The organism is Streptomyces chumphonensis, assembly GCF_014779715.1.
GTDB classification, from domain to species: Bacteria; Actinomycetota; Actinomycetes; order Streptomycetales; family Streptomycetaceae; genus Streptomyces; species Streptomyces chumphonensis.
Window position 1 is genome coordinate 240,767 of record NZ_JACXYU010000003.1, and the last position, 14,936, is coordinate 255,702.

A 14,936-nucleotide genomic window follows, 5' to 3' on the forward strand; every position below is an offset into this window, starting at 1 on the left:
TCCCTGGCCGGACCGTCCGAGGAGAGCTCTTGCCAGACGAGGCCCAGCGACTCACCGCCGCCCAGCGGCGGGACACGGGTGCCCCGGCGCGGCCGGACGCCGGTACCGCGCAGCGCCCCGAAGCGGAGCCCCGGCCCTCAAGCGGCGCGGACGCCCCGTCCGCGCCGCAGCCGGATTCGGGTCGGGGCGACCGTCCCAAGTCCGGGTCCGCGGCCCGGACCGGCGCCACTCCGACGCGGGCCATCTCCGGCGTCTCGGGCCGCTACGGCTCCTCCAACCGGGTGAGGGCCCGGCTGGCCCGCCTCGGCGTGCAGCGCTCCACCCCGTACAACCCCGTCCTGGAACCGCTGCTGCGCATCGTGCGGGGCAACGACCCGAAGGCCGACACCGCCACGCTGCGGCAGATCGAGCGCGCCTACCAGGTCGCCGAACGGTGGCACCGGGGCCAGAAGCGCAAGAGCGGCGACCCGTACATCACCCACCCCCTCGCGGTCACGACGATCCTCGCCGAGCTGGGCATGGACCCGGCGACGCTGATGGCCGGGCTGCTGCACGACACGGTGGAGGACACCGAGTACGGCCTGGACACCCTGCGCCGCGACTTCGGTGACCAGGTCGCCCTGCTCGTCGACGGCGTCACCAAGCTGGACAAGGTCAAGTTCGGCGAGGCCGCGCAGGCCGAGACCGTCCGCAAGATGGTCGTCGCCATGGCCAAGGACCCGCGGGTCCTGGTGATCAAGCTCGCCGACCGGCTGCACAATATGCGCACCATGCGCTTCCTGCGCCGTGAGAAGCAGGAGCAGAAGGCCCGCGAGACGCTGGAGATCTACGCCCCACTGGCCCACCGGCTGGGCATGAACACCATCAAGTGGGAGCTGGAGGACCTCGCGTTCGCGATCCTCTACCCCAAGATGTACGACGAGATCGTGCGGCTCGTCGCCGAGCGCGCGCCCAAGCGCGACGAGTACCTCGCCACCGTCATCGACGAGGTCCAGGCCGACCTGCGCGGCGCGCGGATCAAGGCGACCGTCACCGGCCGTCCGAAGCACTACTACAGCGTCTACCAGAAGATGATCGTGCGGGGCCGGGACTTCGCCGAGATCTACGACCTGGTCGGCATCCGCGTCCTCGTCGACACCGTCCGCGACTGCTACGCGGCCCTGGGCACCGTGCACGCGCGGTGGAACCCGGTCCCCGGGCGGTTCAAGGACTACATCGCGATGCCCAAGTTCAACATGTACCAGTCGCTGCACACGACGGTCATCGGGCCCGGCGGCAAGCCGGTGGAACTCCAGATCCGCACCTACGACATGCACCGGCGGGCCGAGTACGGCATCGCCGCGCACTGGAAGTACAAGCAGGAGGCCGTGGCCGGCGCCTCCAAGGTCCGCACGGACGTGCCCGGGCGGGGCAAGGGCGGCAAGGACACCGTCAACGACATGGCCTGGCTGCGGCAGCTGCTCGACTGGCAGAAGGAGACGGAGGACCCGGGCGAGTTCCTGGAGTCCCTGCGTTTCGACCTCTCCCGCAACGAGGTCTTCGTCTTCACGCCCAAGGGCGACGTGATAGCGCTGCCCGCCGGTGCCACACCGGTGGACTTCGCCTACGCGGTGCACACCGAGGTCGGCCACCGGACGATCGGCGCCCGGGTGGGCGGCCGTCTCGTCCCACTGGAGTCCACGCTCGACCACGGCGACACCGTGGAGATCTTCACCTCCAAGGCACCCGGGGCCGGGCCCTCGCGGGACTGGCTCAACTTCGTCAAGTCCCCCCGGGCCCGGAACAAGATCCGCGGCTGGTTCTCCAAGGAGCGCCGCGACGAGGCGATCGAGCACGGCAAGGACGCCATCGTCCGGCAGATGCGCAAGCAGAACCTGCCGATCCAGCGCATCCTGACCGGCGACTCGCTGGTCACCCTGGCCCACGAGATGCGCTATCCCGACATCTCCTCGCTCTACGCCGCCATCGGCGAGGGGCACGTCACCGCGCAGAACGTCGTCCAGAAGCTCGTCCAGGCGCTCGGCGGCGAGGAGGCCGCCAACGAGGACATCGCCGAGACGGCACCCCCGCTGCGCCGCCGCACCAAGCGCCGGGCCACGGCCGACCCCGGCGTCATCGTCAAGGGCACCGAGGACGTCTGGGTGAAGCTCGCCCGCTGCTGTACGCCCGTCCCCGGCGATCCGATCATCGGTTTCGTCACCCGGGGCAGCGGCGTCTCCGTCCACCGCGCCGACTGCGTCAACGTCGACGCCCTGGCGCGGGAGCCGGAGCGGATGCTGGAGGTGGAGTGGGCGCCGACGCAGTCCTCGGTCTTCCTCGTCGCCATCCAGGTGGAGGCCCTGGACCGCTCCCGGCTGCTGTCCGACGTCACGCGGGTCCTCTCCGACCAGCACGTCAACATCCTGTCCGCCGCCGTCCAGACCTCCCGCGACCGGGTGGCCACCTCGCGCTTCACCTTCGAGATGGGCGACCCCAAGCACCTCGGCCACGTACTGAAGGCGGTCCGCGGCGTGGAGGGCGTCTACGACGTCTACCGCGTCACCTCCGCCCGCCGGCCCTAGGCACGTCGAAGGCCCCGGCACCGCCGGGGCCTTCGACCCAGTGCACCGGGGCGGTCAGCCGCCGAACTCCTGCAGGCCCTTGAGCGCCTGGTCCAGCAGGGCCTGACGACCCGCGAGCTCCTTCTCCAGCTTCTCCGCCTTCGCCGTGTTGCCGGCCGCCCGCGCCGCCTCCACGTCGGCGCGCAGCGCGTCCACCGCGTCCTGGAGCTGGCCCGTGAGCCCCGCCGCCCGCGCCCGCGCCTCCGGGTTCGTGCGGCGCCACTCGGCCTCCTCGGCCTCCTGGATCGCCTGCTCCACCGCCCGCATCCGGCCCTCGACGCGCGCCCGCGCGTCCCGGGGCACGTGCCCGATGGCGTCCCAGCGCTCGTTGAGGGAACGGAACGCCGAGCGCGCGGCCTTCAGGTCCGTGACCGGCAGCAGCTTCTCCGCCTCGGTGGCCAGCTCCTCCTTCTTCGTCAGGTTCTCCCGCTGCTCGGAGTCGCGCTCGGCGAACACCTCGCCACGGGCCTGGAAGAAGACGTCCTGGGCCGCGCGGAAGCGCTGCCACAGGTCCTCCTCGTGCTCCCGCTGCGCGCGACCCGCCGCCTTCCAGTCCTGCATCAGCTCCCGGTACCGGGCGGCCGTGGCCCCCCAGTCCGTCGAGCCGGACAGCGCCTGCGCCTCGGTGACCAGCTTCTCCTTGCGCTGCCTGGCCTGCTCCCGCTGCGCGTCGAGCGCGGCGAAGTGCGCCTTGCGCCGCTTGGAGAACGCCGACCGGGCGTGGGAGAAGCGGTGCCACAGCTCGTCGTCGGACTTCCGGTCGAGCCGGGGAAGACCCTTCCAGGTGTCGACCAGGGCGCGCAGCCGCTCGCCCGCGACCCGCCACTGCTCGCTCCCGGCCAGCTCCTCGGCCTCGGCGACGAGCTTCTCCTTGGCCTCCCGCGCCTCCTCGGCCTGCCGGGCCTTGTGGGCCTTGCGCTCCTCCTTGCGGGCCTCGACCCGGGAGGTCAGGGCGTCCAGCCGGGTGCGGAGGGCGTCGAGGTCACCGACCGCGTGGTGGGCGTCCACCTGCTCGCGCAGGTGCGCGATCGCGGTCATGGCGTCCTTCGAGGACAGGTCGGTGGTCTTCACCCGGCGTTCCAGGAGGCCGATCTCGACGACCAGGCCCTCGTACTTGCGCTCGAAGTACGCGAGGGCCTCCTCGGGGGAGCCGGCCTGCCACGATCCGACGACCTGCTCGCCCTCGGCCGTCCGCACGTAAACGGTCCCCGTCTCATCGACGCGGCCCCACGGGTCGCTGCTCACAGCGCCTCCTCCACATGACACCGGCGGGGCACGGCGCGCCCCCGGCATCGTCCACGGTTGTCGTCCGGCATCCGATGTTCACCGTGCTGGTCACCCGGCCGGAGAGCGGGTGCCCTGCACAACGCCAACATAGGCGACCGGCGGCCGGGCTGTCCCGGTCCCGCACGGGTGATCTGGCCTGGCCCTCAGCTTTCCCGCACCGTGGCCTCGTCGATCACCACGGTGGCGTTCGGGACGGTGGCCTGGATCTGCGGGTCCACGGTCGAACCGGCGTCCGCGATCTTCTCCAGGACGTCCATGCCCTCGGTGATCTTCCCGAACGGCGTGTAGTGCGGCGGCAGCTCGCTGTCCTGGTAGACGAGGAAGAACTGGCTCCCGCCGCTGTCCCGGCCCTCGTCCGTCTGGGCGTTGTAGGTGTTGGCCATGGCGACCGTGCCCGCCGGGTAGACGCCGTCCTCGACCTTCGGGTCCTCCAGGTTCTCGTCCGGAATGGTGTAGCCGGGCCCGCCCTGGCCGGTGCCCGCCGGGTCCCCGCACTGGAGGACGAAGATGCCCTGGTCGACCAGGCGGTGGCAGCGCGTGTGGTCGAAGTAGCCTTCCCCGGCCAGGAAGTTGAAGGAGTTCACCGTACGCGGGGCCTGCGCGGCGTCCAGCGCGATCTCGATGTCGCCGCAGGTGGTCGCCAGCCGCATGGTGTAGGAGGCGTCGGTGTCCACCGACATCTCGGGCTCCTTCTCCCACTGCTTGCCGTTCGGCTCGCCCTCGGCCGGCTCCTCGCACGGGTCCGGCGGCGGCGTCTGCGCCACGTCCTCGGGCTGCCCCTGAGGTTCTCCCTCGAAGACGCCGGCGGCGACGGCCACCGCGCTGCCGCCGAGCGCGAGCACCAGGACGCCGGCGACGACGCCGTTCCGCAGCCGCCGCCTGCGGCGGGCGACGGCCTGCCGCTGCTCCCGGCGCTCCTGCTTCCGCCGGGCGAGCTGTCTGCGGCGCTGCTCCTTGGTGACCACGGTCTTCTCCTTCGGGCCGTGCGGGGGTGGTGCGGCCTGTGGGTGCCCTGACCTGCCGCCGCCCGTACCGTATACGGGTTCGCGACGGCACCGGCGGCGCCGGTAGGCTCGGGGCGGACACTTCCCGACCGCCGGACGACTGAAGGACGATCGTGCTCATTGCCGGGTTCCCCGCCGGGGCCTGGGGGACCAATTGTTACCTGGTCGCCCCCGCCGCCGGTGAGGAGTGCGTGATCATCGACCCTGGCCACCAGGCCACCGCGGGCGTCGAGGAGGCCGTCGCCAAGCACCGGCTCAAGCCGGTCGCCGTCGTCCTCACCCACGGGCACATCGACCACGTGGCCTCCGTGGTGCCGGTCTGCGGGGCGCACGACGTCCCCGCCTGGATCCACCCGGACGACCGCTACATGATGAGCGACCCCGAGAAGGCGCTGGGCCGTGCCATCGGACAGCAGCTCATGGGCGAGCTGACCGTGGGGGAGCCGGACGACGTGCACGAGCTGACCGACGGCGCCCGGCTGAGCCTGGCGGGCCTGGAGCTGACCGTCGCGCACGCGCCCGGCCATACCCGGGGGTCGGTGACCTTCGGCATGCCCGAGCAGGCGGACATCCCGCCGGTCTTCTTCTCGGGCGACCTGCTGTTCGCCGGCTCCATCGGACGCACCGACCTGCCCGGTGGCGACTCCGCCGAGATCCTGCGGTCGCTGGCACGTGTCTGCCTGCCGCTGGACGACTCGACGGTGGTCCTGTCCGGGCACGGCCCCCAGACCACCATCGGCCGCGAGCGGGCGACGAACCCCTTCCTGCGGGAGGTCGCCGCCGGCCACGGAGCCGACGACATCATCACGGCTCCACGACGAGGAATGTGAACCAGACTTCCGTGAGCACCTTTTCCGCCCCCAAGGGCACGTACGACCTGATCCCGCCGGACTCGGCCGACTTCCTCGCCGTCCGCGAGGCCATCTCCGCCCCGCTGCGGCGCGCCGGGTACGGCTACGTCGAGACGCCGGGCTTCGAGCAGGTGGAGCTGTTCGCCCGCGGTGTCGGGGCCTCCACCGACATCGTCACCAAGGAGATGTACACGCTCACCACCAAGGGCGGGGACGAACTGGCCCTGCGGCCCGAGGGCACCGCCTCCGTCCTGCGCGCCGCGCTCCAGGCGAACCTGCACCGGGGCGCCCTGCCGGTGAAGCTGTGGTACTCGGGCTCCTACTACCGCTACGAGCGTCCTCAGGCGGGCCGCTACCGGCACTTCTCGCAGGTCGGCGCGGAGGCCCTGGGCGCCGAGGACCCGGCGCTGGACGCCGAGTTGATCATCCTGGCCGTCGACGCCCACCGGTCGCTGGGCCTGCGGAACGTCCGCCTGCTGCTGAACTCGCTCGGTGACGCCGCCTGCCGCCCGGCCTACCGGGCCGCCCTCCAGGACTTCCTGCGCGGCCTCGACCTGGACGAGGCGACCCGCGAACGCATCGAGATCAACCCGCTGCGGGTGCTCGACGACAAGCGCGAGGCCGTCCAGCGGCAGCTGACCGGGGCACCGCTCATGCGGGACCACCTGTGCGAGGGCTGCGCGGCCTACCACGAGCAGGTCCGCACGCTGCTGACGGCGGCGGGCGTCGCCTTCGAGGACGACGCGAGGCTGGTGCGCGGTCTGGACTACTACACCCGCACCACCTTCGAGTTCGTGCACGACGGCCTCGGTGCGCAGTCGGCCGTCGGCGGCGGCGGGCGCTACGACGGCCTCTCCGAGATGATCGGCGGCCCGGCGCTGCCCTCGGTGGGCTGGGCGCTCGGCGTGGACCGCACGGTCCTGGCGCTGCGCGCCGAGGGCGTCACGCTGCCCACGCCGTCGCCGACGGACGTCTACGCCGTGCCGGTGGGCGAGGAGGCGCGCGGCGTCCTGTTCGGGGTGCTCACCGAGCTGCGCCGGGCGGGCGTGGCGGCCGACTTCGCCTACGGTGGCAGGGGGCTGAAGAACGCGATGAAGTCGGCGGGCCGCTCCGGCGCGCGGTACGCCCTCGTCCTCGGGGAGCGGGACCTGGCCGAGGGCGTCGTCCAGCTCAAGGATCTCCACAGCGGCGAGCAGGCCCCGGTGGCGCTCTCTTCCGCCGTGGCCGAAATCCGGGCGAAACTGAGCTGACGCCTGGCTCGTTGGGCCACAATGAGCAGCAGACCTCAGACGATGGGACGACGAGCGCCATGATGACCCAGACGGCACCCCCCGCCGAGGACGGCACCGACGACGAGCGGCCCGGCCCGGCCACGATCGCGGCGGGCCGGGTGTACGCCTGGCTGCTCGTCGTGACGGGCCTGGCGGGCCTGCTGGCCGCCTGGGTCATCACGCTGGACAAGAAGAAGCTCATGGAGGCCGAGATCGCCGGGGAGACGTTCACCCCCGGCTGCAGCCTCAACCCGATCGTCTCCTGCGGCGACATCATGGAGAGCGACCAGGCCGAGGCGTTCGGCTTCCCGAACCCGATGCTCGGCCTGGTGATGTACGGCGCGGTCGTCGCCATCGGTGCCGCCGTACTCGCCGGGGCGCACTTCCGGCCGTGGTTCTGGCGCAGCCTCCTGGGCGGCACGTTCTTCGGCGTCGCGTTCTGCACCTGGCTGATGTACCAGTCCCTGTACAACATCAACGCCCTGTGCCTGTGGTGCTGCCTGGCCTGGGTGGCCACGCTCACGATGTTCTGGGCCACACTCGTGCACACCGTGCGCCACCGGCTCGTCCCCGCCCCCGAGGGGCTGCGGAACGCCTTGCTGGAGTTCCCCTGGGTCTTCCCCGCCGCGCACGTCGGGATCATCGGCATGCTGATCCTCACCAAGTGGTGGGACTTCTGGCTCGGCTGAGCCCGTGCGCCGGCCGCGACCGCGCGGCGCCCGTGGCGGCGCTGTCGGTGGGGTGACCTAGGGTTTCCAGGGTGGAGCCCGATCTGTTCACCGCCGCCGCCGAGGAACGCCAGTCCAAGGACCCCGCCGCGAGCCCGCTCGCGGTGCGGATGCGTCCGCGCACGCTGGACGAGGTGGTGGGCCAGCGGCACCTGCTGCGGCGCGGCTCCCCACTGCGCCGGCTGGTGGGGGAGGGCGGCGGCGGCCCGGCCGGAGCCTCCTCGGTCCTGCTCTGGGGGCCTCCGGGCACCGGGAAGACGACGCTGGCCTACGTCGTCAGCAAGGCCACCGACCAGCGTTTCGTCGAGCTGTCGGCCATCACGGCGGGCGTCAAGGAGGTCCGGGCCGTCATCGACGGCGCCCGCCGCTCCTCCGGTGCCTACGGCAAGGACACCGTGCTGTTCCTGGACGAGATCCACCGCTTCTCCAAGGCCCAGCAGGACTCCCTGCTGCCCGCCGTGGAGAACCGCTGGGTGACGCTCGTCGCCGCCACCACGGAGAACCCGTACTTCTCGGTGATCTCGCCGCTGCTGTCCCGCTCGCTGCTGCTCACGCTGGAGCCGCTCACCGACGACGACCTGCGCGGCCTGATCCGCCGCGCGCTGGCCGACGAGCGCGGGCTCGCCGCCGCGCTCACGCTGCCCGAGGACGCCGAGGCGCACCTCCTGCGCATCGCCCAGGGGGACGCCCGGCGCGCGCTGACCGCTCTGGAGGCGGCGGCCGGCGCGGCGCTGGCCAAGGCCGAGCCGGAGATCACGCTGGCCACGCTGGAGGAGACGGTCGACCGGGCCGCCGTGACCTACGACCGGGACGGGGACCAGCACTACGACGTGGCCAGCGCCCTCATCAAGTCGATCCGGGGCTCGGACGTGGACGCCGCGCTGCACTACCTGGCCCGCATGGTCGAGGCGGGCGAGGACCCCCGGTTCATCGCGCGGCGGCTGATGATCTCCGCCAGCGAGGACGTCGGCCTCGCCGACCCGAGTGCCCTCCAGACGGCCGTGGCCGCCGCCCAGGCGGTGGCGATGATCGGATTCCCCGAGGCGCGCATCACGCTCGCCCAGGCGACGATCGCCCTGGCCCTCGCCCCCAAGTCCAACGCGGCGTACAAGGCGATCGACGCCGCGCTGGCCGACGTCCGGGCCGGGAAGGCCGGGCCCGTGCCGACGTACCTGCGGGACGGCCACTACGGCGGTGCGAGGAAGCTCGGCCACGGCGCGGGCTACCAGTACCCGCACGACCTGCCCGGCGGCGTCGCCGCGCAGCAGTACGCGCCGGACGCGGTGCACGGCGCCCGCTACTACGAGCCCACGCGGTACGGCGCCGAGGCCCGCTACGCGGACGTCGCGGCCCGCGTCCGCGCCCGGCTGCGCGGGGAGGAGGGGCCCGGGGAGGGCTGAGCGGCGACCGGCGGGCGCGGGGCCCGGGCGCTAGGCGCCCTCGGCCGCCTCGAAGAGGCCGTGCATCGCGCGCCGCAGCCCGGCGACGTCGGCCACGGGCCGGGGGAAGGGGAAGTGGACGTCGAACGATTCGCCCGCCGCGCCGACCGGGGCGTGGTAGCGCACCCGCAGCCCGAAGCGGTCCAGCGCGAGCGGCACGGCCCGCAGGGACGCGGCGGCGCAGCGGGGGTCGCGCTCGCCGAGCAGGGCGCACAGCCCGCCCACACGGTCGCTGTGGGCGGCGGCGAGGTGCTGGAGGAGGTCGGCCTCGTGGCGCGCCAGGGGGTCGGGGCGGGCGGCGGCGAACTCCTCGGGCTCGACGTGTCCCTCGCCCCACAGGTCCTCCACGACGGCCTCGCCGAACTCCAGGCGCAGCGTCATGCGCTGCGGCGCGCCGCCGGGCGGCTCGGGCGGCAGCCGGTCGGCGAGCAGCCCCTCGGCCAGGGCGAGGTCGTCACCGCGCACCGCCGTCAGCCAGCCGCCGATCTGGGCGTGTCCGCGCACGCGCTGCGGCACGGAGACGGGGGCGACGTCCGTGATGTCCATCACGGCCACGACGTCGTCGTCCTGGGCGTAGGCCGCGGCCCGGGCGGCCGAGGACTCGGCGCTGACCAGCACGAACACGTCGCCGTCGGGTGAGACGGCACGGGCCAGCGGCAGCGTGGAGCCGAGTCCGCCGGGCTCGGCGCCCGGAATGGCCAGGACGGCGGATACGCTGGAGTCCACGAGGGTACGTACGCGCTCGGCCGCACAGGGTCGGCCGGCGCTTTCTTCCGCGGGACGCGGCTGACCCGCCGCGGCGTCGTCATCGGTGCCGGGCAGGGGGATCCCAGGTCGAAACACAGCGTTCTCCTCCGCTAAGGTAAGCCTCACCTAACTTACACGGAGGTTCGTTCAACGTGAACCAGTCGCGTCCCAAGGTCAAGAAGTCGCGTGCGCTCGGCATCGCGCTGACCCCCAAGGCCGTCAAGTACTTCGAGCAGCGTCCCTACCCGCCCGGGGAGCACGGTCGCGGCCGCAAGCAGAACAGCGACTACAAGGTCCGTCTGCTGGAGAAGCAGCGCCTGCGGGCCCAGTACGACATCAGCGAACGCCAGATGGTCCGTGCCTACGACCGCGCTCGGAAGGTCGACGGCAAGACGGGCGAGGCGCTCATCGTCGAGCTGGAGCGCCGCCTGGACGCGCTCGTCCTGCGGGCGGGTCTCGCCCGCACCATCTACCAGGCCCGGCAGATGGTCGTGCACGGCCACATCGCGGTCAACGGCCGCAAGGTGGACAAGCCGTCGTTCCGGGTCCGCCCGGACGACGTGGTGATGGTCCGCGAGCGCAGCCGCGAGAAGTACCCGTTCCAGGTGGCGCGCGAGGGCGGCTACGCGACCGACGGCGAGACGCCGCGCTACCTGGAGGTCAACCTCCAGGCCCTGGCGTTCCGGCTGGACCGCGACCCGAACCGCAAGGAGATCCCGGTCATCTGCGACGAGCAGCTCGTCGTCGAGTACTACGCCCGCTGACGGCCCCCCGGCCCCGGGCGACCGGTCACAGCCCCGCCCGCCGCGACGTCCGCGGCGGGCGGGGCTGTGCCGTCCCCGCACACGTCCCCGCCGGCGTCGCCGCGGCGTGCCCCGCCGGCCCGTGCGGCGCCCCGAAACGCGGTACGGGAGGCGGGGTCCGGCGCGATAGGGTCGGTGCCTTGGACGTGAACCCGAGGGAAGCGGTGCAGTTGTGTCCGGTGGTGAGGTGGCCGGTCTCCTCGTGGCGGTCTTCTGGGCGATCCTTGTGTCGTTCCTCGCCGTGGTACTGGTGAGGCTCGCGCAGACGCTGAAGGCGGCCACCAGGCTCGTGACGGGCGTGACGGAGCAGGCCGTTCCGCTGCTGGGCGAGGCCTCGGCGACCGTGCGCTCCGCGCAGTCGCAGCTCGACCGGGTGGACGCCATCGCCGCCGACGTCCAGGAGGTCACGGCCAACGCCTCCGCGCTGTCCTCGACCGTCTCGACGACCTTCGGCGGCCCGCTGGTGAAGGTCGCGGCCTTCGGCTACGGCGTCCGCCGGGCACTCGGCCGTTCCGGCGGGTCGCCCGGGAAGGCGCCCCGGACGGTCGTCGGCCTGCGCGTGCCCGGTGCCCGGCGCGGCCCCCGCCCGCACCGGGGTGGAAAGGACTGAGTCACCCATGTTCCGCCGTACGTTCTGGTTCGGCGCCGGCGCGGCCGCCGGTGTCTGGGCCACCACGAAGGTCAACCGCACACTGCGCGGCCTCACCCCCGAATCCCTGGCGGCCCGTGCCGCCGACAAGGCGGTCGACGCCGGCCACCGGCTCCGCGAGCTGGCGGTCGACGTCCGGGCCGGGATGACGCAGCGCGAGCGCGAACTGAACGAGGCGCTGGGGCTCGCGAACGACCCCGACGCCCCGGCGCCGACGTACCTGTCCGCCGCCCCGAGCCCCCGGGTGCTGCCCGGGAGCCGTCCGCAGGCCGAGCGCGGCCTGCCCCGTCGAACGATTGGAAAAGAGGACCACTGATGGAGTCGGCTGAAATCCGCCGCCGCTGGCTGAGCTTCTTCGAGGAGCGTGGGCACACCGTCGTGCCGTCGGCGTCGCTGATCGCGGACGACCCGACGCTCCTCCTGGTCAACGCCGGCATGGTGCCGTTCAAGCCCTACTTCCTCGGTGAGGTCAAGCCGCCCTTCGACCGGGCCGTCAGTGTGCAGAAGTGCGTGCGGACCCCCGACATCGAGGAGGTCGGCAAGACCACCCGGCACGGCACGTTCTTCCAGATGTGCGGCAACTTCTCCTTCGGCGACTACTTCAAGGAAGGGGCCAGCAAGCTCGCCTGGGAGCTGCTGACCTCCTCCGTCGCCGACGGCGGGTACGGGCTGGACCCCCAGCGGCTGTGGATCACCGTCTACGAGGACGACGACGAGGCCGAGCGCATCTGGCGCGACGTCGTCGGCGTCCCCGCCGAGCGCATCCAGCGCCTGGGCAAGGCCGAGAACTTCTGGTCGATGGGCGTACCCGGCCCCTGCGGCCCGTGCTCCGAGGTCAACTACGACCGGGGCCCGGAGTTCGGCGTCGAGGGCGGCCCGGCCGTCAACGACGAGCGCTACGTGGAGATCTGGAACCTCGTCTTCATGCAGTACGAGCGCGGCGAGGGCACGGGCAAGGAGGACTACCCGATCCTCGGGGACCTCCCCGCCAAGAACATCGACACCGGTCTCGGCCTGGAACGCCTGGCGATGATCCTCCAGGACGTGCCGAACATGTACGAGACCGACACCCTGCGCGTCGTCATCGACAAGGCCACCGAGCTGACGGGTGTGCGCTACGGCGCCGCCCGGGACAGCGACGTCTCCCTGCGCGTCATCGCCGACCACCTGCGCACCTCGGTCATGATGATCGCCGACGGCGTCACCCCGGGGAACGAGGGCCGGGGCTACGTGCTGCGCCGCATCATGCGCCGCGCCATCCGCAATCTGCGCATCCTCGGCTCCCAGGAGCCGGTCGTCGGAACCCTGGTCGACGTCGTCATCGAGACGATGGGCAAGCAGTACCCGGAGATCATCACCGACCGTCGGCGCATCGAGACCGTGGCCCTCGCCGAGGAGGCCGCCTTCCTCAAGACGCTCAAGTCCGGCACCAACATCCTGGACACCGCCGTCACCGAGACCAAGGCCCAGGGCGGCTCGGTGCTCTCCGGTGACCAGGCGTTCCTGCTGCACGACACCTGGGGCTTCCCGATCGACCTCACCCTGGAGATGGCGGCCGAACAGGGCCTCTCCGTGGACGAGGGGGGCTTCCGCCGCCTGATGCAGGAGCAGCGCGACCGGGCCAAGGCCGACGCGCTGGCCAAGAAGACCGGTCACGCCGACCTCTCCGCCTACCGCCAGGTCGCCGACGCCGCCGGTGCCACCGAGTTCACCGGGTACCTGCACACCGAGGGTGAGGCCACGATCGTCGGCCTGCTCGTCGGCGGTGCCCCGGCACCCGCCGCGCACGAGGGCGACGAGGTCGAGGTCGTCCTCGACCGCACGCCCTTCTACGCCGAGGGCGGCGGGCAGCTCGCCGACACCGGCCGCATCCGGATCGACAACGGCGCCGTCATCGAGGTGCGCGACGTCCAGCAGCCGGTGCCGGGCGTGAGCGTCCACAAGGGCGTCGTCCAGGTCGGCGAGGTGACGCTGGGGTCGGCCGGGCACTGCGTCATCGACGTCGTGCGCCGCCGGGCCATCGCCCGGGCCCACAGCGCCACCCACCTGACCCATCAGGCCCTGCGGGACGCGCTCGGCCCCACGGCCGCCCAGGCCGGCTCGGAGAACGCCCCGGGCCGCTTCCGCTTCGACTTCGGTTCGCCGACCGCCGTGCCGGGCACGGTGCTCACCGACGTCGAGCAGAAGATCAACGAGGTGCTGGCGCGGGAGCTGGACGTCACGGCCGAGGTCATGTCGATGGACGACGCCCGCAAGCAGGGCGCCATCGCCGAGTTCGGCGAGAAGTACGGCGAGCGCGTCCGGGTCGTGACGATCGGGGACTTCTCCAAGGAGCTGTGCGGCGGAACGCACGTGCACAACACCGCCCAGCTCGGCCTCGTCAAGCTGCTGGGGGAGTCGTCCATCGGCTCCGGTGTGCGCCGTGTGGAGGCGCTGGTCGGCGTGGACGCCTACCAGTTCCTGGCCCGGGAGCACACCGTCGTCTCGCAGCTGACCGACCTCGTCAAGGGCCGCCCCGAGGAGCTTCCGGAGAAGATCTCCGGCATGCTCACGCGGCTGCGGGACGCGGAGAAGGAGATCGAGCGGTTCCGCGCCGAGAAGGTGCTCCAGGCCGCCGCCGGGCTCGCCCGGCAAGCCCAGGACGTGCGCGGGGTCGCGCTGGCCTCCGGCCGGGTCCCCGACGGGACGACCGCCGACGACCTGCGCAAGCTCGTGCTGGACGTGCGCGGCCGCATCCCGGCGGACCGGCCCGCCGTCGTGGCGCTGTTCAGCGTCGTGGCCGGTCGGCCGCTCACCGTGATCGCCACCAACGAGGCCGCCCGGGAGCGCGGGCTCAAGGCCGGCGACCTGGTGCGGACCGCCGCCAAGACCCTCGGTGGCGGCGGGGGCGGCAAGCCCGACATCGCCCAGGGCGGCGGCCAGAACGCGGCCGCCGTCGACGAGGCGCTGGCCGCCGTGGAGCGGCAGGTCGGCGAGAGCGCGGCCGGTGCCTGACATGCGCCGGGGCCGTCGGCTCGCCGTCGACGTCGGGGACGCCCGGATCGGGGTCGCCTCGTGCGACCCCGACGGGCTCCTCGCCACCCCGGTCGAGACGGTCCCCGGCAGGGACCGTCCCGCCGCGCAGCGTCGCCTGGCCCAGCTCGTGGCGGAGTACGAGCCGTTGGAGGTCCTCGTCGGCCTGCCCCGCTCGCTCGGCGGCCAGGAGGGCCCGGCGGCGGCCAAGGTGCGCGCCTTCGCCCGGGAGACGGCCCGGGCCGTGGCACCGGTACCGGTGCGCCTGGTCGACGAGCGGATGAGCACCGTCACCGCCGCCCGGGCCATGCGGGCGTCCGGTGTGAACGCGAAGAAGGGCCGGTCCCGGATCGACCAGGCCGCGGCCGTGGTGATCCTGGAGAACGCGCTGGAGACCGAACGGGTGTCAGGACGGGCGCCGGGGGAGTGCGTCGAAGTGGTTGTCTGATCGCCGTACGGTAACGTTCCGCGCGATGCGGCGGCCTCCGGGACGTTCGACCGTCGTACGATCACGGGCACGTTGCCGAAGCGCGGCATAGGGGATC

13 protein-coding genes are annotated in these 14,936 nt (G+C 72.7%); 10 read left to right on the plus strand and 3 right to left on the minus strand.

The annotated features are described in order from the left end of the window. The first annotated feature begins 29 nt into the window (after nt 1-29). Nucleotides 30-2,561: a RelA/SpoT family protein gene (locus tag IF129_RS08835; RefSeq protein ID WP_191208959.1), complete on the plus strand. Its 2,532-nt coding sequence runs from the start codon at nt 30-32 to the stop codon at nt 2,559-2,561. A gap of 54 nt (nt 2,562-2,615) precedes the next feature. Here IF129_RS08835 and IF129_RS08840 read toward each other — a convergent pair whose 3' ends face one another. Further along, nucleotides 2,616-3,845 (minus strand): DUF349 domain-containing protein, encoded by a 1,230-nt coding sequence (locus IF129_RS08840; protein ID WP_191208960.1) that lies wholly within the window; start codon nt 3,843-3,845, stop codon nt 2,616-2,618. Nucleotides 3,846-4,030: 185 nt separating this feature from the next. Beyond that, the gene (locus IF129_RS08845; protein ID WP_191208961.1) at nt 4,031-4,852 is read right to left on the minus strand and encodes a peptidylprolyl isomerase; all 822 of its coding nucleotides are present in this window, start codon (nt 4,850-4,852) and stop codon (nt 4,031-4,033) included. Between the two features lie 152 nt (nt 4,853-5,004). Here IF129_RS08845 and IF129_RS08850 point away from each other — a divergent pair, with 152 nt between their 5' ends. The 4 genes from IF129_RS08850 to IF129_RS08865 all read left to right on the plus strand — a co-directional run bounded on the left by IF129_RS08850 (nt 5,005) and on the right by IF129_RS08865 (nt 9,141). Further along, on the plus strand, nt 5,005-5,721 hold the full coding sequence (locus IF129_RS08850; protein WP_191208962.1) for an MBL fold metallo-hydrolase: 717 nt from the start codon (nt 5,005-5,007) through the stop codon (nt 5,719-5,721). An 11-nt stretch (nt 5,722-5,732) separates the two neighbouring features. After that, nucleotides 5,733-6,992, plus strand: coding sequence for a histidine--tRNA ligase (gene hisS / locus IF129_RS08855; protein WP_191208963.1), 1,260 nt, complete (start codon nt 5,733-5,735; stop codon nt 6,990-6,992). A gap of 62 nt (nt 6,993-7,054) precedes the next feature. Beyond that, nucleotides 7,055-7,702, plus strand: a complete 648-nt coding sequence (locus IF129_RS08860) for a vitamin K epoxide reductase family protein (RefSeq protein WP_191209146.1) — start codon at nt 7,055-7,057, stop codon at nt 7,700-7,702. Between the two features lie 71 nt (nt 7,703-7,773). Next, the gene (locus tag IF129_RS08865; protein WP_191208964.1) at nt 7,774-9,141 is read left to right on the plus strand and encodes a replication-associated recombination protein A; all 1,368 of its coding nucleotides are present in this window, start codon (nt 7,774-7,776) and stop codon (nt 9,139-9,141) included. A gap of 30 nt (nt 9,142-9,171) precedes the next feature. On the opposite strand, the gene IF129_RS08870 is transcribed toward IF129_RS08865, so the two are convergent. Further along, nucleotides 9,172-9,906 (minus strand): DUF2470 domain-containing protein, encoded by a 735-nt coding sequence (locus IF129_RS08870; protein WP_318153635.1) that lies wholly within the window; start codon nt 9,904-9,906, stop codon nt 9,172-9,174. 173 nt (nt 9,907-10,079) lie between these two features. On the opposite strand from IF129_RS08870, the gene rpsD reads away from it, so the two are divergent. The 5 genes from rpsD to ruvX all read left to right on the plus strand — a co-directional run bounded on the left by rpsD (nt 10,080) and on the right by ruvX (nt 14,839). After that, a complete protein-coding gene (gene rpsD, locus IF129_RS08875) occupies nt 10,080-10,691 on the plus strand; it encodes a 30S ribosomal protein S4 (RefSeq protein WP_191208966.1) in 612 nt (203 codons plus the stop codon). Between the two features lie 211 nt (nt 10,692-10,902). After that, nucleotides 10,903-11,340, plus strand: coding sequence for a DUF948 domain-containing protein (locus IF129_RS08880; RefSeq protein ID WP_191208967.1), 438 nt, complete (start codon nt 10,903-10,905; stop codon nt 11,338-11,340). 7 nt (nt 11,341-11,347) lie between these two features. Continuing rightward, complete coding sequence (locus IF129_RS08885; RefSeq protein WP_191208968.1) at nt 11,348-11,695, plus strand: DUF6167 family protein; 348 nt, start codon at nt 11,348-11,350, stop codon at nt 11,693-11,695. Then, on the plus strand, nt 11,695-14,373 hold the full coding sequence (gene alaS / locus IF129_RS08890) for an alanine--tRNA ligase (protein ID WP_191208969.1): 2,679 nt from the start codon (nt 11,695-11,697) through the stop codon (nt 14,371-14,373). The genes IF129_RS08885 and alaS overlap by 1 nt, the downstream gene beginning before the upstream one ends. Before the next feature lies 1 nt (nt 14,374). After that, nucleotides 14,375-14,839 (plus strand): Holliday junction resolvase RuvX, encoded by a 465-nt coding sequence (gene ruvX / locus IF129_RS08895; protein WP_191209147.1) that lies wholly within the window; start codon nt 14,375-14,377, stop codon nt 14,837-14,839. Nucleotides 14,840-14,936 lie beyond the last annotated feature (97 nt).

Coding starts and splice junctions, on each gene's coding strand:
- ruvX (WP_191209147.1), top strand. CDS start 14,375: ATGCGCCGGGGCCGTCGGCTCGCCGTCGACGTCGGGGACGCCCGGATC.
- IF129_RS08860 (WP_191209146.1), top strand. CDS start 7,055: ATGACCCAGACGGCACCCCCCGCCGAGGACGGCACCGACGACGAGCGG.
- IF129_RS08885 (WP_191208968.1), top strand. CDS start 11,348: ATGTTCCGCCGTACGTTCTGGTTCGGCGCCGGCGCGGCCGCCGGTGTC.
- alaS (WP_191208969.1), top strand. CDS start 11,695: ATGGAGTCGGCTGAAATCCGCCGCCGCTGGCTGAGCTTCTTCGAGGAG.